The 19864-nt window shown below is 67.8% G+C and carries 17 protein-coding genes; 11 read left to right on the plus strand and 6 right to left on the minus strand.

Going from position 1 to position 19864, the window contains the following annotated elements:
- Positions 1 to 37: 37 nt before the first annotated feature.
- On the plus strand, positions 38 to 1228 hold the full coding sequence (locus HLH34_RS03025; RefSeq protein ID WP_183118129.1) for an MFS transporter: 1191 nt from the start codon (positions 38 to 40) through the stop codon (positions 1226 to 1228).
- 95 nt (positions 1229 to 1323) lie between these two features.
- Here the strand turns inward: HLH34_RS03025 and HLH34_RS03030 are convergent, their stop codons facing one another.
- Positions 1324 to 2952 carry an ABC-F family ATP-binding cassette domain-containing protein gene (locus tag HLH34_RS03030; RefSeq protein WP_183118130.1) on the minus strand — a complete coding sequence of 543 codons (1629 nt, stop codon included), beginning with the start codon at positions 2950 to 2952 and terminating at the stop codon, positions 1324 to 1326.
- Positions 2953 to 3138: 186 nt separating this feature from the next.
- On the minus strand, positions 3139 to 5379 hold the full coding sequence (locus tag HLH34_RS03035) for a methyl-accepting chemotaxis protein (RefSeq protein WP_183118131.1): 2241 nt from the start codon (positions 5377 to 5379) through the stop codon (positions 3139 to 3141).
- Between the two features lie 429 nt (positions 5380 to 5808).
- Between HLH34_RS03035 and HLH34_RS03040 the strand changes: the two genes are divergently transcribed.
- The 5 genes from HLH34_RS03040 to HLH34_RS03060 all read left to right on the plus strand — a co-directional run bounded on the left by HLH34_RS03040 (position 5809) and on the right by HLH34_RS03060 (position 10636).
- Positions 5809 to 6843, plus strand: coding sequence for a catalase family peroxidase (locus HLH34_RS03040; RefSeq protein WP_244959579.1), 1035 nt, complete (start codon positions 5809 to 5811; stop codon positions 6841 to 6843).
- Entirely contained in the window at positions 6840 to 7394 is a 555-nt protein-coding gene (locus HLH34_RS03045; RefSeq protein WP_183118133.1) for a cytochrome b, read from the plus strand. Before HLH34_RS03040 ends, HLH34_RS03045 begins: the two co-directional genes overlap by 4 nt.
- A 31-nt stretch (positions 7395 to 7425) precedes the next feature.
- Entirely contained in the window at positions 7426 to 7812 is a 387-nt protein-coding gene (locus HLH34_RS03050; RefSeq protein WP_183118134.1) for a YidH family protein, read from the plus strand.
- 225 nt (positions 7813 to 8037) lie between these two features.
- Positions 8038 to 9081: a polyamine ABC transporter substrate-binding protein gene (locus HLH34_RS03055; RefSeq protein WP_244959581.1), complete on the plus strand. Its 1044-nt coding sequence runs from the start codon at positions 8038 to 8040 to the stop codon at positions 9079 to 9081.
- Entirely contained in the window at positions 9068 to 10636 is a 1569-nt protein-coding gene (locus HLH34_RS03060; RefSeq protein WP_183118136.1) for a diguanylate cyclase, read from the plus strand. Before HLH34_RS03055 ends, HLH34_RS03060 begins: the two co-directional genes overlap by 14 nt.
- A 2-nt stretch (positions 10637 to 10638) precedes the next feature.
- Here HLH34_RS03060 and HLH34_RS03065 read toward each other — a convergent pair whose 3' ends face one another.
- The 3 genes from HLH34_RS03065 to HLH34_RS03075 form a co-directional block, all read right to left on the minus strand.
- Complete coding sequence (locus HLH34_RS03065) at positions 10639 to 11118, minus strand: GAF domain-containing protein (protein WP_264784138.1); 480 nt, start codon at positions 11116 to 11118, stop codon at positions 10639 to 10641.
- Between the two features lie 47 nt (positions 11119 to 11165).
- On the minus strand, positions 11166 to 12674 hold the full coding sequence (locus tag HLH34_RS03070; protein WP_183118138.1) for a peptide MFS transporter: 1509 nt from the start codon (positions 12672 to 12674) through the stop codon (positions 11166 to 11168).
- 85 nt (positions 12675 to 12759) lie between these two features.
- Complete coding sequence (locus HLH34_RS03075; protein WP_183118139.1) at positions 12760 to 13725, minus strand: sulfite exporter TauE/SafE family protein; 966 nt, start codon at positions 13723 to 13725, stop codon at positions 12760 to 12762.
- Positions 13726 to 13951: 226 nt separating this feature from the next.
- On the opposite strand from HLH34_RS03075, the gene HLH34_RS03080 reads away from it, so the two are divergent.
- Genes HLH34_RS03080 through HLH34_RS03090 form a run of 3 tightly spaced genes read left to right on the plus strand, consistent with a single transcriptional unit; the run spans position 13952 to position 16932 of the window.
- Positions 13952 to 14668 (plus strand): response regulator transcription factor, encoded by a 717-nt coding sequence (locus tag HLH34_RS03080; protein ID WP_183118140.1) that lies wholly within the window; start codon positions 13952 to 13954, stop codon positions 14666 to 14668.
- Positions 14646 to 16091 carry a sensor histidine kinase gene (locus HLH34_RS03085; RefSeq protein ID WP_244959583.1) on the plus strand — a complete coding sequence of 482 codons (1446 nt, stop codon included), beginning with the start codon at positions 14646 to 14648 and terminating at the stop codon, positions 16089 to 16091. The genes HLH34_RS03080 and HLH34_RS03085 overlap by 23 nt, the downstream gene beginning before the upstream one ends.
- A gap of 1 nt (position 16092) precedes the next feature.
- Entirely contained in the window at positions 16093 to 16932 is an 840-nt protein-coding gene (locus HLH34_RS03090) for an SDR family NAD(P)-dependent oxidoreductase (protein WP_183118316.1), read from the plus strand.
- Positions 16933 to 16998: 66 nt separating this feature from the next.
- On the opposite strand, the gene HLH34_RS03095 is transcribed toward HLH34_RS03090, so the two are convergent.
- On the minus strand, positions 16999 to 17298 hold the full coding sequence (locus HLH34_RS03095) for a putative quinol monooxygenase (RefSeq protein ID WP_183118141.1): 300 nt from the start codon (positions 17296 to 17298) through the stop codon (positions 16999 to 17001).
- A gap of 311 nt (positions 17299 to 17609) precedes the next feature.
- On the opposite strand from HLH34_RS03095, the gene HLH34_RS03100 reads away from it, so the two are divergent.
- Together HLH34_RS03100 and HLH34_RS03105 are read left to right on the plus strand one after the other, a co-directional pair.
- A complete protein-coding gene (locus HLH34_RS03100) occupies positions 17610 to 18428 on the plus strand; it encodes an ImuA family protein (protein ID WP_220792017.1) in 819 nt (272 codons plus the stop codon).
- Complete coding sequence (locus HLH34_RS03105) at positions 18325 to 19851, plus strand: Y-family DNA polymerase (RefSeq protein WP_183118143.1); 1527 nt, start codon at positions 18325 to 18327, stop codon at positions 19849 to 19851. The genes HLH34_RS03100 and HLH34_RS03105 overlap by 104 nt, the downstream gene beginning before the upstream one ends.
- Positions 19852 to 19864 lie beyond the last annotated feature (13 nt).

Genomic DNA, 19864 nt, shown 5'->3' on the forward strand with positions numbered 1-19864 from the left:
TACTGGTGACATCCGGGCGGAGAGAGTGCGGAACGACATGAAATTCAATTTTCCCCTGCTAGCTCTGACGGTCGGCGCGTTCGGCATCGGCACGACGGAATTCGCCCCGATGGGCCTGCTGCCCGTGGTGGCCGCGCATTTCCACGTCGCTATTCCCACGGCGGGCCTGCTGATCAGTTCCTATGCGTTCGGCGTCATGGGCGGCGCGCCGCTGATGACCATCGGCGCGCGGCACCTGCCCCGCAACCGGGTACTAATCGGGCTGATGGCGATCTTTACGCTGGGCAACCTGATGTCCGCCCTGGCGCCGGATTTCGCGGTGCTGGTGGCATCGCGGATGGTGACGGCGCTGGCGCATGGCGCGTTTTTCGGCGTCGGTTCCATCGTGGCGGCAGCCCTTGTCGCGCCGGACCGGCGGGCCAGCGCGGTGGCGACCATGTTCATGGGCCTGACCCTGGCCGCCATCGTCGGGTCGCCGCTGAGCACCTGGATCGGCCAGGTCGTCGGCTGGCGGCAGGCCTTTGCCGGCATCGCGCTGCTGGGGCTGGTGGCGATGGTGGCGCTGTGGCGGGCGCTGCCGAAGATGCCCGCCGAGACACCGGCCGAAATCCGCAGCGAATTCGGCGTTCTGGTCCGTCCGCAGGTGCTGCGCGCCCTGCTGACCACTGTGCTGGGGGCCGGGGCGATGTTCACCTTGCTGACCTATATCGCCCCCGTCCTGCAACAGGGAATCGGCGCCACTCCGGGCATGGTGACCGCGATGCTGGTATTGATCGGCGTCGGTTTCACGGTCGGAAACGGACTGGGCGGGCGGTTCGCGGACCGGTCGCTGCGGGGCACGCTGCTGTGTGCGCTGGGGCTTCTGGCGGGGCTGATGCTGGTACTGCCGCTGGCCATGACCCATGTGCTGGCGGCGGTGGTCGCGATCTTCCTGTGGGGCATGGCGGCATTCGCCATCGTGTCACCGGTGCAGATGCAGGTGATGACCACGGCGTCCGAAGCCCCGAACCTGGCAGCGTCGGTCAATATCGGCGCCTTCAACCTGGGCAACGCGCTGGGCGCGCTGGTGGGCGGCGCCGTGATCGGCGCGGGGCTGGATTATGCCTGGGTGTCCGTCGCGGGGGCCGCCGTGGCGCTGGGCGGATTCCTGGTCGTGCTGCCGGGCCGGCAAGACGTGCGCCAGCCGGCGATGGAGGAGGCGGAAGCCGACGCCCTGCCGGCCAACTGAAACCCCGGCTCCCGCCTGTCTCCTTCCATGGGGTCAGGACGTGCAGGAGCGTCCTTATCTGCTGGTCGGCATCGCGGTTACGCCCCGGTGTCCGGTCAGCGCTTGCCCTTGCGCCGCTTTTCCTTTGATGCGGCCTGCGACGGGGCGGAGGTGCCGCCGCGCGCGCGGTCCAGGACGAAGCGCGCGTAATCGTCCATGTCGCCGTCGAACGGCGCCACCGTATTGTCGGCGGCAAGCCACAGCCGGTCCGCCACCAGTTCCATCAGCGACCGGTCGTGGGTGATCAGGATCACCGCGCCCTCGTAATCATTCAGCGCGTCCAGCAGGGCGCGACGGCTGTCGATGTCCAGGTGGTTGGTCGGTTCGTCCAAGATCAGCAGGTGCGGGGCGGCCATCGCCACCATGTTCAGCAGCAGCCGCGCGCGTTCGCCGCCCGACAGGGCCTCGACCGTGGTGCCCTGTTTCTCGAAATGGATGCCGAACTGCGCCAGGCGCGAGCGATGGGACTGGTCGCTGTCGGTCGGGCGGGCGGCGCGGATGATGTCCAGCGGCGTATCGGACGGGTTCAGGGCCTCGATCTGGTGCTGGTGGAACCAGCCGACTTCCATCCGCCCCGATCGCGTCACCCGTCCGGACCGCGCGGCCAGCGCGCCGGCGGCCATCTTGGCGAAGGTCGATTTGCCGGCGCCGTTCACCCCCAGCAACCCGATCCGGTCGTCGACGTCCAGCCGCAGGTCCAGCCCCGCCAGGACCGGCGCGTCGTCGCCATAGCCGATCTCGACCCCTTCCAGCCGCATCAGCGGCGGGGCCAGCGGGCGCGGCGGCGAGGGCAGGATGAAGGGGGAAACACGGGCCTCGATCGTGGTGGCGACGGGCTCCAGCTTGGCCAGGCGCTTCATGCGGCTTTGCGCCTGCGCGGCCTTGCTGGCCTTGGCCTTGAAGCGATCGACGAAGGATTGCAGGTGGGCGCGCTCGGCCTCCTGCTTGGCGCGGGTGGCGCTTTGCAGGCGGATCTTCTCGGCGCGCTGGTGCTCGAACGAATCATAACCGCCGGTGTACAGTTCCAGCTTGCCTTCGGTGACGTGCAGGGTGAAATCGACCGAATTGTTCAGCAGTTCCCGGTCGTGGCTGATGATCAGCGCGGAATGCGGGTAGCGCGCCAGCCGGGCCTCGAGCCACAATGCGCCTTCCAGGTCCAGATAGTTCGTCGGCTCGTCCAGCAGCAGCAGGTCGGGCTGCGAAAACAGGGCGGCGGCCAGCGCCACGCGCATCCGCCATCCGCCCGAGAATTCGGCCATCGGCCGGTCGAGGTCGGCGGTGGAGAAGCCAAGCCCGTTCAGGATTTCGGCCGCGCGGGCGGGCGCGCTGTCGGCGTCGATCTCGATCAGCCGCGACCAGATGTCGCCCATGCGTTCGGGTTCGGCGGTCTCCAGTTCCGCCATCAGCGCCGCGCGTTCGGTGTCGGCGGCCAGGATCGTATCGATCACGCTGATGGGCGTGGCGGGATGTTCCTGGTCCACGGCGGCGACCCGGGCGGCCTTGGGGATGGCGATCTCGCCGGAATCCGGTTGCAACTCGCCCATGATCAGCTTGAACAGGGTCGATTTGCCGACCCCGTTGCGGCCGACCAGGCTGACCTTCGACGGGTTCGGCAAGGTCACCGACGCACGGTCGAAGAAGCGCCGCCCCCAGGCGTTGAAGACGAGAGAGTCGATCTGAAGCATGAGGCAGGCCACACCGTTCGGGACAAGGAGGACGAGACAGGGCAGGGCGCGTTGCCATGCCCCGCGGGTCTGATGCCCCGGAATTCTAGGGTCTGGAAGTTCTGGGGTCGGGGTGTTCTAGGGGATGGTCACGGGATTGGCGAGGCGCTTTCTATGGAATGCGCCTCGGTGCCGGCCGTTCGATAGTCAGCGCCTCTCGGCGGAATTGACGAGTTTTGAGGTTTTCTCCTGAAAAGGGGACGTCGGGCGAAGGGTCTCCGGCTCGCCGATATGGAACTCCCCGACCAGCCGGGCCAGCACGGCTGCCTCCTTGTTCAGGGAATGAGAGGCCGCGCTCGACTGTTCGGACATCGCGGCATTCTGCTGGGTCACGCGATCCATCTGGGTCATGGTGGTATTGACCTGGGTCAGCCCTGTTGCCTGGTCTCGCGCCGCCAATGAAATCCTGGAGATAAATTCGCTGAGCCGCCCGACCTGGCTGACAATCCGGCCGAGCGCGGTGCCCGTTTCGCCCACCAGCTTCACGCCGCGATTGATCTGCTCGCCGGATGTGGAGATCAGGGCCTTTATCTGCCTGGAGGCCTCCGACGACCGTTCGGACAGCGCCCGCACCTCGGTCGCGACGATGGCAAAGCTTCGGCCGGCGTTGCCCGCCCGGGCGGCCTCTACCGCCGCGTTCACCGCCAGAAGATTGGTCTGGAACGCGATTTCATCAATCAGCCCCAGAATATGCCGGATTTCACTGACGGCGTCCTTTATTCCGGCCATTGCCGCGACAGTTTCCTTCACCACCACGCCCGAATGCTCGGCATCGGCCGAGGCGCTGCTGACGAGCGTATCAGCCGCGCTTGCCCCCTCGGCGGTCTTCCGAACGGTGGTCGTGATCTGATTCAGGGCGGCGGTGGTTTCTTCCAGGCTGGCTGCCTGCTGTTCGGTCCGGCGGGACAGGTCCTCCGAGGCCACGGCGATCTGGGATGAACCGGCGGTCACGCTCCGTGCCGAAAACGCAATGGATGTTACGACCTCCTGCAGCTTGTCCATCGCGGCATTGAAGTCTTCACGAAGCACCTCGTATTCGGGCGCGAAGCGTTCACGCAGGCGAAACAGCAGGTCGCCCCCGGCCAGACGCTCCAGCCCATTGCCCAGTTCCGTGACGACTTTCCTCAATTCGGCGGCTCGGGCGGCTTGCGCGGCCTGGGCTTCGCTGCGCAGCGCCTCGGCCTGGCGGCGGCTCTCGGCGGCGGCCTCTTCGTTCTGCCGGCTCGTGGCCAGGGCAAGACGGAAACCGTCCAGCGCGATCGCGATGGTGCCGGTTTCGTCGCCTCGGCCCTGACCCATGACGGGGCGGGCGTAATCGCCCCGACCGAGCGCCTCGACCGAGCCCAGCAGGGATTCCATCGGGCGGCGGACCAGCACGACGACCATGACATAGAGCGTGCCCAGGACAAGCAGCACCGTGACGATCCCGCCCAGGATCATCATCCTGACGTCCTGCCAGACCGGCGTCGCGAAGACGTCTTCGGGGATATCCACGATGATGGCCCACGTCGTCTTGAGATCCGGTATGGCGAACGGATAGATCACCCGTTCGATGGTTCCGCCGTGGATTTCGTGCAGGGTGCGGGGCCGGCCATCGGCGAGGGCGGCGGCGAGTTCCTTGGCACCCTCTCCCGCGTAGGCCGTCATCAGAAGATGCGCATCCGGATTGGTCACCCATGTGCTGTTGCGGGAAACCAGCATGACACGCCCGCTGCCGAACGGCCGCATGGTCCCCAGCATGTGGGAAAGCCGGTCGAGGGGCGCGTCGATGCCGGTGACGCCGATCGCCTTGCCGCCGAATTTCACCGGATAGGCGAACGAAACCATCTCGACGCTGCTGCCCTCATCGACATAGGGCTCGGTAATGATGCCCTTGCCCAGGGACATCGGGAGTGTGTACCACGACTGCGAGTAATGGGCGGGCAATGCCGAGAATTCGAGCGTGCCGTTGCTTTGTCGCAGCCAGTAGGGATTGAAGATCCCGGATGTGTTGTTTCCTGGCGCCTTCGGGTCGCTCGTCCCGTCAAAGCCCAGCGGGGCCTCTTCCATCCACGAGCCATAGAGATCGGGAAACCGGCGTTCGTTCATCCGCAGCATGGCCACGACGAGAGCGCGGTCATGCAGCCCGGCCTCATGCGCGGCCTCCACTGCGCCGCTCATCAGATTTGCCGCCGAATTCTGCTCGGCCAGTTTTGTCGCGACTTCATTGGCGGCGATCTGTGCCTCGGCCTGCGCCTGAGCATAGACGAAGCGTTCGACGCGTGTCTTGGTGCTCCAGGCCAGCAACGCGATCGCGCAGCAAAGAATGACGGCGAATGCGGCCCCGGCAGTGCCTATCAACTTCTTGGAAAGGGATACAAAAAACCGTCTCTGCGGGGCAGGCGTCATGTAGCTGGCTTCTCTTTGTCATGCGAAGAGTTTTAAGGATTCATTTCTGGATAATTCATTTTTGTAAGTCAATGCGTCGGCGCAAAGACCAGTCCTGTCCTGTCCCGCCCATCCGGCCCCCGGACCGCGTCCTGATGCCGGGCATCCATTCACGGGGAATGACCGCACAAAACAGTGAGGTAATGGGGTAACGTTGCCGGCGATTCATGACGGGTCGCGTCGGCCGGTCCGCATGCGCTTCTGATCGGAAGGCGCCGCGACACGCGATTCACCGGTCGGATGAACGATCGGCGGCAGAGGCGCGTTGTCTGGCCTCCAGAAGCCGGACAGGTCGGAGAGGGCACGATGACAGAGCCGCGAAGCGGGCCGCCAAAAGGAGGCGGAGCGTCCGGACCCGCGTCCCTGTTCGATCCGGGGACAATGCTGCGCATGGCGGGGATCGGCGTTGTCATGACGGGCGTGGTGGCCGCCTTCGCCTGGAGCGCCGGGTGGCTGTCGCCGCATCGGCTGACGCAGGCGCGCATGATGGAGGCCCTGGCGGCGGTGGACGGCGTTCATCCCGGCTTCCGGCGCAACCACGCCAAGGGGGTGTGTGTCGCCGGCTGGTTCGAGAGCCGCGGCCAGGCCATGCCGTTGTCCAAGGCGGCCGTGTTCCGGCCCGGGCGCTCGATGGTGGTCGGGCGCTTCGCGCTGGCGGGCGGCATGCCGTTCCAGGCCGATGCTCCGGCCAAGGTGCGCAGCATGGCGTTGCGCATCACGCCCCCGGACGGGGCGGAATGGCGCATGGGGATCAACGACATTCCGGTCTTCGTCGCGCGGACGGCGCGGGAATTCCGCGACCTGCTGCTGGCCACCCGTCCCGACCCCGCGACGGGCAAGCCCGACCCGGCGCGGGTGGGGCCGTTCCTGGCCGGACATCCGGAGGTCGCGCGTGCGCTGGCGCTGGTGGGCGCGCGTCCGGTTTCCTCGGGCTTTGGCGACGATACCTATCGCAGTCTCGATACCTTCCACTTCATCAATGCGGATGGCGTCTCCACCCCGGTACGCTGGAACATGGTGCCGTTGCAGCAGGTGGTACCCGCCGGCGCCGGGACCGGCCAGGATTATCTGTTCGACGATCTGCTCACCGCTTTGGGCCGGCATCCGCTGTCCTGGCGTCTGATGGTGACGATCGGCGCACCGTCCGACCCGACGGCCGATCCGACCCTGCCCTGGCCCGCCGATCGCCGGCAGGTCGAAGCCGGAACCCTGACCCTGGACGTCGCCGAGAGCGAGGATGGCGGGCCCTGCACCGGCATCACCTACGACCCGCTGGTGCTGCCGCCCGGCATCGTGCCATCGGATGACCCGATCCCTGCCGCGCGATCGGCGGCCTATATGCGCTCGTTCACCCTGCGCGCGGGTGAGGTCAAGCTGCCCAGCGCCATCACCCCCGCAATGATCGCGGCGAAGGACAGGCCATGACCCCCGTTGTCCGCTTTTCCGCCCTGGCGCGGGTGCTGCACTGGCTGATGGCGGCGATGATCCTGGGCATGCTGTTCGTCGGCGTGTTCATGGCCGCAACCGAGGGGCCGGCCTATGCCACGCTGGTTGCCCTGCATCGCCCCATGGGCATCGCGATTTTGCTGCTGGCCGGTGTACGGCTGGCCAACCGCCTGCTGGTGCCCCCGCCGCCGCTGCCGGCCGGCATGCCCCTGGTCCAGAAGATCGCCGCCATCGGGTCGCACATCATCCTCTACGCGCTGATGTTCGCCATGCCGCTGGTCGGCTGGGGGATGCTGTCGGCGGGGGCCTATCCGGTCGTGCTGTGGGGGCCGGTGCGGCTGCCGCCGATCCTGCCGCACGATCCGGTGCTGTTCGCGGCACTGCGCCACCTGCACAGTTGGCTGGCCTTTACCCTGTTCGGCGTGATCGTCGTCCATCTGGGCGCGGCGCTGCTGCATGGACTGATCCTGCGCGACGGGGTTTTCCCGGCGATGGCGTCCTGGCGGCGCCGCCGGCGGGATATCGCGTGAGATGCCGGTGTGATCGGGGGACGAGGCCGCCGTGATTGCCCATTTTTCCGATCATGCCGCCAACGAACGGACATTCCTGGCGTGGATCCGCACCGCGCTGGCCGTCATGGCGTTCGGTTTCCTTGTCGAACGGTTCGACCTGTTCCTCCAGGTCGCGGCGGCGTCGCTGGGTGGTCATCGCGTCTCGATCGGCCGGCACCTGTTCGCCGATTTCGTCGGCCTGCTGCTGGTGCTGCTGGGCGGCGCGATGATGGTGGTCGCGACCCAGCGGTACCGCCGGATGCGGCGCGGGATCGAGGCGCAGGACATGCAGGCGGACAGCGGCGGCCGGACCGATCTGGTCCTGATCGGGATTCTGCTGCTGCTGGGCGGCGCGCTGTTTATCTACCTGGCCTATAACGTCCTGGTGTCGCCGTAAGGGCAGGTCGGGACTGTGTTCTGCCGACCATGCCGTTGCGAAATGGGATTGAAAGAAAAATTAAAACATGGTTGCGCGTCGACAAACTGCCCTATGGTGCCCGCATGGCTGGGTGTCGCGTCGCACATGCCTGCCTGACGGGGACGGGGAGGCAAAACGCTGGCGCGCGGCGGTCGGTCGATGAGGCATGCGGGGCAGGTGGCGGGACCGGCGCCGGGATCGGGGATGTGGCGCTCCATCTGTCTGCTGGTTGGCCTGCTGGCCTTCTCGTACGCTCCCGGGGCGCGTGCCGTCTCGCTGAACCTGCTGATTTGGGAGTGGGACCTCGATCCCGGCGTGGCAAAGGCCTGGGCCGACACGAGCGGGACCGAACTGAACCAGATCATCTTCGACAATGGGGAGCGGCGCGATCTGCTGATTGCCACTGCCGACGCGCCCATCGACATGGCGGTCATCGACAGCGGCCATATCGACGCCCTGGGCCAACGCGGGCTGCTGGTCGATCAGGGCAATTATCCCCTGCCCCCCGAGGCGCAGAGCGAGGCGCGGTGGCGGTCGATGTGCGGCCGGTACGGCGTTCCCTACATCTGGGGCGGCACCGGCATCGTCTATCGTACCGACCGAGTGACCACGCCGCCCGCTTCGTGGGCCGACCTGTTGCGCCCCGCCCCCGCCCTGGCCGGCCATATCGCGATGACCGACGACGAGGAGGAGATCCTGGCCGCCGCCCTGGGGTTTCTGGGCCGGCCGATGTACACCGGCGATACCGAGGACCTGAAGCAGGCGTTCGCGGTCCTGAAGGCGCAGGTTCCGGCCGTGCTGACCTACAGCCTGTCCGTCACCGCGCAGCAGGAGAAAAGCTTTCACGACAGGATCTTCATGGGCCTCGCCAATTCGGGCGATCAGCGAACCCTGAACATGACCAGCGACGGGGCGCGGCCATGGCGCTTCGTGACCCCCCGGGACGGCGCCATGCTGTGGGTCGACTGTCTGGCCGTCCTGAGCCGGTCCCGGCAGCCGGAACTGGCGGAGCGCTTCGTCGCCTTCCTCGCCCGTCCGGACAATGCCGCCCGGAACGCCATCTTCCTGCAGCAGCCGACAACGAACCTGCATGCCGCCGCCCTGCTGCCGCAGGCAATGCGCGACGACCCGCAGATCTATCCGCCCGCGGGGATTCCGGTCACGTACCGCAAGCCCGTGCCGACCGACAGCCTGCCGCTCCGTCGCCGGATCCTGAGCGCCCTGGCCGTCATCCATGACGCTCAATAAACGCGCGTTTTCCCTGATTTTTCCGATCGTCCTGCTGGGATACGTCCTGGCGGGGGGACTGGCCTATTACGGCTACCGGGCGGCGGTGATCGGTCTGCAGAAGGCGCGGTTGGACCAGGAGGTCTTCCAGCTCAAATCCTCCTACGCCGATTATCTGTCCCTCGGGTCGCGGCTGTTGTACGTAGTGCGCAACAGCAACGCCTTCCTGCTGTTCCTCAACGAGACCGACGAGACGTACCGGACGCGCGCGCTGGCCGTCGGCATCCAGGACAGTCTCCAGTCCCTGGACCCGCGGGACGATACGTTCGTGTCGTGCAGCATCTTTCAACCCGACGGCCGATTGGTATTCCACTCGGACAATGGCCAGGATCCGTTCAGCACGGCGGGCGAGCGGCAGCGGGCCTTCGCGCGCGCGGTGATCGCGGACGAGGCGCCGACGCGCTCGGCCCTGATCGTCGAGAATGACGGCCTGTCCTATCTGCTGATGTCCAGCCTGGTGCAGGCGCGAACCGCCCGCCAGCCCGTCCTGTCGCAGCGAGAGCAGGCGGTGCTGCTGCAGATCGCGATCCGCCCGGTTCATTTCCAGGCTCTCCGGACCGGGCTGGAGGCCGAGTACAGGACCCGGATCGAAACGTCCGCGACGCCCCTGGCGCCGAACGGCGAATTGTCGGCCGTCGTCCGCCTGGCGCCGGACCTGTATGCCCGCCTGACGCCGCCCGGTTCCTACCTGAACGGCCGGTTCCGCAAGATCGCCATCATCTCCGCCGCCATGAGCCTGAGCCTGAGCGTGGCGTCGATCGGGGTGCTGATGGTGCTGGTGCGCCGTTTCGTCACCGGCCCGGTCGAAGAACTGGATCGGCAGGTGAGCGGCATCATGACGCAGCAGCGCGAGACCATCGACGTGCCCGGCACTGGCGAAGTCGGGCGGTTGGCGGCGAATGTCAGGCGCCTGCACTGGGAACTGGACCAGGCGCTGAAGCGGACACAGCGCCTCTATGAGACGGATCCGGTGACCGGGATCGGCAACCGGATCTATTTCAATGAAATGATGGAGCGCTTTTTCCACGAGGAAAAGACCACCGGGCAGCCGGTCACCATGCTGTTCATCGACCTCGATAATTTCAAGATGGTCAACGACGAGTACGGTCATCGTGCCGGCGACGCGCTGCTGGAGGCCGTGGCCCATGCGCTGGTCCTGGCCCTGAACGAGACCGCCCGCGCCTGCGATGCGGCGCCCGGCATCGCTGCCCGGTTCGCGGGGGACGAATTCGCTGTCCTGGTGCAGGCGGGGCCGCGAACCGCCTATGTGCAGGATCTGGTCCGCTCCATCCTCGCGCTGTTCCAGGGGGGATTCAGCGTCGACGGGAGCCGCTATCCGGTCACCGCCAGCATCGGCGTGGCCTCGGCGCCCGAAGACGCCACCACGACGATGCTGCTGCTGTCCTGCGCGGACCATGCCATGTACCACGCCAAGGGCAGCGGCCGGAACACCGTCGCCTTCCATGGCGACCTGCCCGCCTTCGCCTGGACCGGAAAGTCTCCCCGGAACCGGTAGGTTCAGGCGGGAAGGGTCCGGACCAGGAGAGCGACCACGCCTTCCAGCAGGGATTGATCGGCGGGCGAGAAGCGGTTTTTGACCGGGCTGTCGATATCCAGCACCCCCACCAGGGTTTCCCCCGCCACGATGGGCACCACGATTTCGGACTCGGACGCCGCGTCGCAGGCAATATGGCCCGGGAACAGATGCACGTCGGGAACCACGATCGTGCGGCGCTGCGCCGCGGCGGTGCCGCAGACGCCCCGGCCCATGGCGATGCGGGTGCAGGCGATCCGCCCCTGGAACGGACCCAGCACCAGTTGCCCGTCCCGCAGGAAATAGAAGCCGGCCCAGTTGAGGGTGGGCAGCGCCTCGAACAGCAGGGCCGCGATGTTGGCGGTGTTGGCGATCAGGTCCGCCTCGTCCCGCACGACCGCCTCGACGGCGGACAGCAGGTCGGCGGGCGTGACCCGGTCGGGCGAGGCGGGAGGGTGGCTCACGGGCGGGTTCCTTTCGGGCGCAGGGGGGAAGACGGGCGACACGGGGTTCAGGCGCCGGGAAGGGGATGCGCCACCAGGTGCTGGCGGTCCCATTTCCGCGCCAGCGGCAGCAGCAGCGCGAACAGCACGGTGATGCCTCCCGCCGCCTCGGCCAGGCGCAGGAACAGGCCGGCATACAACCCCGCCCCCGCCATGGCGCCGGACGCGGCGGCGTTTCCGCCCGCCGCCGCCAGGTTGGCCATCATGCTGCCGACATACATGGCGACACCTACCGCCAGGAAATACGACCCCATCATGAAGGCGCTGACGGGCGCGGGCACATAACGGGCGATGACCGCCAGCCCCAGCCCGCCGACCAGCAATTCGCCCAGCGACAGCGTGCCGTACGCCAGGACCATCACCCAGGGCGTCACCCGCCCCGCGCCGCCGGCCAGCGCCGCCAGCCACCAGATGATGAAGGCCACGGTCACCAGGCCGAACCCCACGGTGAATTTTTGCGCGATCGACAGGTCGCGCCCGGACTGCGCCAGGCGGTGATAGAGCAAGGCCAGCACCGGGCTGGCCAGCATGATCCAGATGGGGTTGAGGGCCTGGAACTGCCCGGCGGACATGCTGAACAGCGTCACGCCGCCCAGCGTGAACGCGCCGCGTACGGCGCGCAGGGCGAACAGGGTCAGCGACGTCGCCATCTGCTGGTAGAAGACGAAATAGGACATGCCCTGGAGGGATAGCAGGTACGCCAGGCGCAGGCCCGGCCGGTCGGTGGGCGCGGCGCGGAGATACATCATCGTCCAGCACAACAGGACAAGTGCGGCGGCCGCCCAGACGGCGTCCCGTGCCAGGGGGCCATGCTGCAACAGCAGGCTCAACCCCCCGATCGCGGCGGCGATCCCCAGCAGGACCGCCCCGTACCGCGCCATCGGAACCGGCCTGAAATCGGGCACCGAGCCGACGGACGCCAGATGCGCCCGGCGCAACGCGTAGAAGCACAGGCCCAGGAAGACCCCGGCCGCGCACGCCCCGAACGCCGCCGCGGGCCCGAACCGGTCCTGCAACCATGGCGTCAGAAGCGTCGAGACCGTGGAGCCGACATTGACCGCCATGTAGTACAGCGTGAATGCCGCATCCAGTTCGGCGTCGTCGCCGTGATAGATCCGGCGGACCAGATTGGCGGCATTGGGCTTGAACAGCCCGTTCGCGGTCGCGATGATCGCCATGGCGAAGGTCAGCAACTCGTGCCGCGTCGTGGCCAGCGCCAGCAGCGCGTAGCCGCCGGTCAGCGTCATCGCGCCCAGCAGCATCGCGCGGCGCGAGCCCAGGACCCTGTCGCCCAGCCATCCGCCCAGCGCGGGCAGGGCGTAGGTCATCGCGGCGAACGCCCCCATCAGCAGGTTGGCCTGGGTGTCCTCGACGCCGAGATGCTGCACCATGAACAGCAGCAGGACGGCCTGCATGCCGTAATAGCCGAACCGTTCCCACAATTCGATGGCCAGGACGACCGCGAAGGACGCGCGGCGGGAGGTGTGTCGCGACGACGGGGACGTTGAAAGAGCCATGAAGATCCTCAGGACAGGGGTCCCGCATGCCTAATGGGCGCGGGGTGTCTGTGCAATCTTCGGTGCGGGATGCCGGGCTCGTCGGTCAGATGCGGCTATCGGGACGGATGCCCGTACGGGGCGAGAGATGGAGGATATAGGTCGGGTTTCCCATCGGGCCGCCCGGGCCGGTGGCGACGGTGCGGACCCTATGGCTCAGTTCGATTTCGTCGTGATGTTCCAGCGCGACCGAAAAGACATGCTGCCGCCACGACAGCGCGGCCTCGAACTGGGACGCCTCCCGCCCGTAGCGCAGGCTCATGCCGTCCTGCCGGATGATCTGGCCGCCGGCCAGGGCCAGCATCGCGATACCGGCGGCCACCGTCGCGGCATGGCCGATATGGCGGAACAGATGGTCGTGCAGGCGCGGCAGGATGTGGCGCATCAGCACCGACGACAGGATTGCCGCCATCGCCACCGCCAGCCCGACGGTCATCGCCCGGGGCGTTAACAGCCCGAAGCCGGCGTACAGGCCCAGCTTCATCAGGTGCAGCAGGATCTCGTTCGCGGCCCGGGTCGCGACGATTTCCTCCTTGCGCAGGCCCAGGCGGCGATAGAACCCGTTGAAGACCAGCCCCACCGCCCCGGTGAAGCCGGACAGGAACCCGGCCGCCGCCCCCGTTGCGACCAGTCGGGCCAGCCGCATGGGCTGGTGGGAAACCGGTGCCGGCGCGCGGAACAGAAGCGGCAGGTTGCCCATCAGGAACAGGCCCAGCAGCACATCCAGATAGGCCGGATTCATGCGGCTCAGCCCCCAGGCGCCCAGCGCTGCGAAGGGCAGGGCGGCGGGGGCGAAACGCCAGACCACCGCCCAGCGGATGGAGCGACGGAACGTGGCGATGCGGGCCAGCGAACTGGCCGCCGTGCCGATCGACAGGGCGGCGGGTACCTGCGCCCCCGGCACGACCAGCCCCAGCAGCGGCATCAGGATCAGTCCCGCGCCGCCGCCCGATACGGTACTGAGGCCGAAGGCGAAAACCGAAGCGGCAAGGATCAGGCACCAGATGAGCATGCATCACTTCCGTAGCCGGGCGCATGTCGCGGGGGCGACGGTGGACCGTTGACGCCATGATGGGGCCCGGTCCTGCGGAAAGCAGGTTAAAACCTCCCAATCTGCCGCACCCGCCCTTTCGTGGGGGGCGGGTGCCTTCTATCGTCGGCGTCACTGTCATGGGCCATGGGCCGTCGGGCCGGCCCCTAATGGAAGGGAGAACCCGGATCGTGTCGGGTGTGAGATCATGACGGGCATCGGTGCAACGACCCGCCTGCTGCTGGTCGAGGACGATCCCGATACCGCCGCCTATGTCCGCGACGGCCTGGCGCATGAGGGGATCGCCGTCACGATCGCCGACAACGGGACCGATGGCCTGTCCATGGCCCTCGGCCGGGAATGGGATGTGATCGTGCTGGACCGGATGCTGCCGGGCATGGACGGCCTGTCCATCCTGACCCGCCTGCGCGAAGCCGGCAGCCGCGCTCCGATCATCTTCCTGACGACGATGGATGGGGTCAGCAGTCGCGTCGGCGGATTGCGCGGCGGGGCCGACGATTATCTGGTCAAGCCGTTCGCCGTGCGGGAACTGGCGGCGCGCATCGCCGTCCTGCTGCGCCGGGTCGGCCCGATGCGGCATGTGACCGCCCTGCGGGTGGCGGGGATCGTGCTCGATCTTCTGAGGCGGGAGGTCACCCGCGATGGCGAGAAGATCCTGCTTCAACCGCAGGAAGTAAAAATTCTCGAATATTTCATGCGAAATCCCGAGACGATCCTTTCGCGCCAGATGTTGCTGCATTATGCGTGGAACGTGGATTTCCCCGTCCGCACGAATATCGTCGAAACCCATATCAGCCGCCTGCGCGACAAGCTGGGGCATGACGGCCGGCAATTGATCCAGACCATCCGGGGCGCGGGCTATGTCATGAGGGACAGCGATCTTGGCAGCATTCCCACCGGCTAGGGGGCGGGCCGCCGCGATCGCCAGGGTCGTTTCCAGTCTCTCGTTCCGGATCGTCATTCTGTTCGCGGGTTTCCTGATGCTGTCGGGCATGCTGGTCATCCTGCTGTCGGGCCTGCACAGTCAGCGCTCGCTGCAAGGCCAGATCCGCCACGCCGTCACCGCCGAACGGGCGGAGGTCCTGTCGGCGGCCGGGAGGCAGGATATCGGGCACATGCTGCCCGTGATCCGGAACCTGGTCCGGAACGAACCCGCTTTCTTCTATCTGCTGCAAGATGCCTCCGGCGCGATCCTGGCCGGCAACATGCTGCATCTTCGTCCGGTGTCCGGCGGCCGCTGGCTGTCCTGGGCGCACCGGCTGCCCTTTGGGGCGAACGACATCCCGGTCTATGGCGAAGGGGTCGTGCTGGCGGATGGCGGCTATTTCTTCGTGGGCATCGATGCCTCCCCGCTGCGCCGGCTGCGGCACGATATCCGGGCGATCATGATCTGGAGCCTGTGTGGCTTCTGCGTCCTGGGCATCGGCGGCGGCCTGATCCTGAGCGCCGTGATCCTGCGGCGGATCGAAACGATCAGCGTGACCGCCCGCCGGATCATGAGCGGCGATATCTCGCAGCGGATTCCCTATCAGGGGACGGACGACGAGTTCGACCATCTCGCCCACAGCCTGAATGCGATGCTTGAACAGAACGAAAGGCTGATCGCCAGCCTGCGGCAGGTGTCCAACGATATCGCGCACGACATGCGCCGTCCGCTGTCGCACCTGCGCCAGCGGCTGGAGACCGCGTCCCTTGCCGAGCATACGTCCGACGGCTTTCGCGCGGCGATCGACGATGCGGTCGTCGAGCTCGATCTGGCGCTGGAGATCTTTTCCTCGCTTCTGCGCCTGTCACGGATCGAGGGCGGGATCGCGACCGACACGATGGTGCCGGTCGCCCTCGACACCCTGACGGCGCAGGTCGCCGAACTCTATCGCCCGGCGGCCGAGGACCGGCATCAGGCCCTGATCGTCGGGCCGGTGTCCGGGACGGTCGACGGCGATCCGGTGCTGCTGATGCAGATGCTGTCCAACCTGGTGGAAAATGCCATCAACCACACGCCAAACGGCAGCCGGATCACCATTGACGGCGGGGTGGATGGCGACCGGGTGACGCTGGTCGTGGCCGATAACGGGGCCGGCATTCCCGCCGACAGCCGCGAACGGGTCTTCCACCGTTTCGTACGCCTCGACCGCAGCCGCTCGGTGCCCGGCAGCGGCCTGGGGTTGAGCCTGGTCCGCGCGATCGCGCGCCTGCATGGCGGAACGATCACCCTGTCGGACAACCGGCCCGGTTTGCGCTGTACGGTCGTTCTGCCGCATATCGCCTTATCCGAGACCCTGCCCGGGGGGATGCGGAACCCGCCAGGGAACAGCCAGGAAGCATGATGTGAGCACCTCTGAACGACCGGAATCGCGCCCTCTGGCTGTCGTGACCGGGGCGACCGGTGGAATCGGGCGCGAAATCGTCGCCCTGCTGGTGGGGGCCGGCTATCGCGTGACGATCCTGGCGCGCGGGGAAGCCACATCGCCGGGTGTTTCACCCGGCGGCCCCGCGTGGGGCGCGCATGTCGCGACCGTAGCTTGCGATCTGACCCGGATGGAGTCCATCGCCCAGGCGGCGGCCGACATCGTGGCGGCCGGCGAGCCGGTCATGCTGCTGATTCATTGCGCGGGGGTCATCAGCCCGGGCCAGGGTGATGGCCTGTGCGGCGACGGCGTGGCGCGGCAGATCGCCGTGAACCTGACGGCCCCGATCCTGCTGACCTCCCGCCTGCTGGAAAGCATGCCGCGCGGCGGTCATGTCGTGTTCGTCAATTCCATGGCCGGCGCGATGCCCCTGCAAGGCAGCGGGGTCTATGCCGCGACCAAGTTCGGGCTGCGCGGCTATGCCCTGTCGCTGGCGCTGGATTTGCGCCCGCGCGGCATCCGCGTGTCGTCCGTCTTCCCCGGGGCGGTCGACACGCCGATGCTGCGGCGGGAAATGGCGGAAGGCGGGTCCGTCCTCAATTTCGTCAGCCAGCCTGCCGCCCCTGCCGATGTGGCGCGGCGCATCGTCGCGGTCTGCCGCCGGCCCCGGCGCGAGGTGTTCCTGCCCCCGCTGGACGGCCTGTTCGCCAATCTCTGCCTGCTGCTGCCCGGCGTGCTGCGTCTGTCCCTGCCGCTGCTGACTTTCAGCGGCCGCCGGGGCTATCGCCGCTTTCAGAAGCGCTGCGGACCTGTGAAATAGGGTGGCCGAAGGCCCTGGCGCTGCCGGTTCGGCTTCGGTCTGGAAGCAAACAATCACGCAGATGGATCAGGTCGGACGGGACTCGCCAACATCATACACGCGCAAGTTGCGATCTCGGATACCGAGGGATGGCCAGGCCGCCCGCCATTCCTTGATGTGCCGCGACGCAAAGTGCCGATCAAGTGCAGACTGATCCGTCCATAACTCTTTGACGTGGATCAGCCCCGGATCGAAAACGTCCTCGGCGTAGCCATATTCAACGCAACCTTCTTCGGCCCGACTTGCTTCCGCCATAAGCCTCATAACGGGACGGGCGGCCACCAGATTTTGTGCGGGAAGACGAACTGTTCCGAGGATAAGCAGCATAGGCCAAGCATAGAGGCCGCCCTCATAAATGGAAGGTGGCTGTCGGCTTTCAGGAAATGACCAGCACGTGCCGAGGCTTGGATTGGGCGACTGATGGTGCACTTGGGTCGTAACTCGCCGTATTTGCAAAGCGTATAATCGCCCGCCAAAGGGCATAGCCCTTTGGAAAATAAGAACTTCATAAAACGAATGGGATGCCAGAGCCGAGGCCCTTGCCGGGTTCGGGCGCGGCCCGACCTTTTGCCCTGGCGCGGGTTTCCGCTTTCCTTCCGCTTATTTGTTCTCTATATGTTCCAATCCCGGAGGGGGAAATGACGAGAACGGACCGAACCGACATGCTGGCCCGTCTGCGCGGGCAGATCGCCCGGATGGAGCGGCATACTTCCCGCCTTGCGCCCGACGCCGGGTGGGACGCCGGTCCGATACCCTGGGGGCTGGCGGTGCCCGAGATCGACCGGCATCTGCAAGGCGGCCTGCCGCGCGGCGCGGCGCATGAGGTCATCGGCCAGGGTGGGGACATGGCGCTGGCGGTCCTGCCGGCGCGGTTCGTCGCCCATGTCCTGGGGGTGGGCGGCGGCCCCGTGGTCTGGATCGGGGCCGGCCTGTTCGACCTGCATGCGGACGGGCTGGTCCGCGCCGGAGTCGATCCCGGTCGTCTGCTGTGCGTCACGGCGGGGCGGGACGACGTCCTGGCGGTCTGCGAGGATTCGGTGCGGGCCTGCGGCGTTGCGGCAGTGGTGGCGGAACTGGAGGGCGCGCTGTCGCTGACGGCGTCGCGCCGCCTGCAACTGGCGGCCGAGGGCTCGGGCGCCACCTGTTTCCTGATCCGCCGGTCGCGGCGGCCGAACGATCGCACCCTGTTCCAGCCGACCGCCAGCGCCACCCGCTGGCGCATCGCCGCCCTGCCGTCGCCCGCCCCCATCGCGGGGTCTCCCGGAATGCGGGGCGTAGGCGCGGCGCGTTGGTCGATGGATCTGCTGCGGTATCGGGGCGGGCGGCCCGGCTCATGGATCGTGGAGGTGGGGGATGCGCCGGATCGTCTCGTTATGGCTGCCGTTCCTGCCGGTCGAGCGGCTGCGGCGACGGCATGCCCTGTCGCCGGACCGGCCGCTTGTCACGCGGTCGCATGACGGGCGCCGGCAGGTGATCGCCGCCGCCGACCCGGCGGCCCGCGCCCAGGGGGTCGTGCCCGGCCAGCCCCTGGCGCAGGCGCAGGCGCTGGTCCCCGACCTGCAGGTGCTGGAGGCGCAACCGGATCGGGATGCCGCCGATCTGGCGCGGCTGGCCGGCAGGTGCCTGTGGATGTCGCCGCTGACCGCGCCCGACGGGGTGGACGGGATCTGGATCGACGCGTCCGGCTGCGCGCACCTGCATGGGGGCGAGCATGCGATGCTGGGCCGGTTGCTGGACGACCTGGGGCGACTGGGCCTGTCCGGCCGGGTGGCGATCGCCGACACGCCGGGGGCGGCCCATGCCCTGGCCCGGCACGGTCGGTCGCGCCGGACGGTGCTGCCGGCGGGCGCACCGGAGACGATGTTCGATTCCCTGCCGGTCGAAGCCCTGCGGATTGCGGGCGACACGGCCGACATGTTGCACCGGCTGGGCCTGGGGCGGATCGGCGCGGTGCGCGCCGCACCCCGCGCGCCGCTGGCCCGCCGGTTCGGGCCGTTGCTGCTGACGCGGCTGGACCAGATGCTGGGGCGGGTGGCGGAACCGATCCGGCCGGTCCTGGCGCCGGACATCGTCCAGGCCCGGCGCGGCTTTGTCGAACCGATTTCCACGCCCGACGCCTTTCGCATGGTGATCGACGCCTTGGTCGCCGAGGTCTGTGCGGCGCTGCATCGGCGGGGCGAGGGCGCGCGGCGGCTGGATCTGGTCTTCGAACGGGTGGACGGGACGACGCGGTCGGTCCGGGTGGGCACGGCGCGGGCGGTGCACAATCCGGCGCATCTGGGCCGCCTGCTGGCGGAACGGATCGAAAGCGTGGAACCGGGTTTCGGGGTCGAGGCGATGCGACTGGCCGTCACGGCGGCCGAACGATGCGGGCCGGTCCAGGATGACGGCGCCCGGATGGGGAGCGGTCACAGAGGGGACGATGCGGACCTGTCGGTGCTGGTCGATCGTCTGGTCAACCGCCTGGGGCCGGAGCGGGTCTTTCGCCTGACCCCCGTGGCGACCCATGTGCCCGAACGCCGCCAGCGCCGCATGCCGGCCGACCGTGCCGGCGCGGGCGGGATCTGGTCGGCCGACTGGCCGCGTCCCATCCGCCTGCTGCCGGCGCCGGAACCGGTGCGGGTGACGGCCCTGCTGCCCGATCATCCGCCGCATGCCTTCACCTGGCGCCGGTCGCGGCACGAGGTCGCGCGGGCCGACGGGCCGGAACGGATCCTGGGCGAGTGGTGGCGGCCCGCAACCGACGCCGACAACGACCGGGTGCGCGAGTACTGGATCGTCGAGGACCGCGATGGCCGGCGCTTCTGGCTGTTCCGCCGGGGAGACGGGCAGCATGCCTGGTCGGGCGATCAGGGCTGGTTCCTGCATGGCTTTTTCTGAAAGCCCGTTTGAG

This window comes from Gluconacetobacter azotocaptans (genome assembly GCF_014174355.1).
In the GTDB taxonomy this organism is placed as follows: domain Bacteria; phylum Pseudomonadota; class Alphaproteobacteria; order Acetobacterales; family Acetobacteraceae; genus Gluconacetobacter; species Gluconacetobacter azotocaptans.